We start from the raw sequence: 265 nt of genomic DNA, 5'->3' as shown, positions 1-265 counted from the left end.
GTTGTTGTAGTTGCCCGCGGTCGGATCTGTATTATTGACACTATAAAAGTGCGTTTTATTAGCCACAACCGTATTATTCAATTGTTTCAACTGAGAGACATTCACTGCATCAGTGTCCGCACCACCCGCAGCAACATTGGTTAAGCGCCGCTCATTATCTGCACTACCGACACTGACCACATTGCTACCAGTTGCGGTTCCTACAACACTAGTTGCGCCAGTAGGGACAAAGCTAGTGACCGTAGAAGCTGTGACAGTAGAGTTA

1 pseudogene is annotated in these 265 nt (G+C 46.8%); it reads right to left on the bottom strand.

Annotation, left to right across the window (positions count from 1 at the left end):
- Positions 1–265: pseudogene (locus tag AAEZ10_RS27435) on the bottom strand (hypothetical protein); the annotation flags it as partial.

The organism is Pseudomonas sp. H26/SER47-MNA-CIBAN-0231 (assembly GCF_040310465.1).
In the GTDB taxonomy this organism is placed as follows: Bacteria; Pseudomonadota; Gammaproteobacteria; order Pseudomonadales; family Pseudomonadaceae; genus Aquipseudomonas; species Aquipseudomonas atacamensis.
Note: the sequence above shows the minus strand (reverse complement) of the source record. Positions and strands in the feature narration are given on the sequence as shown.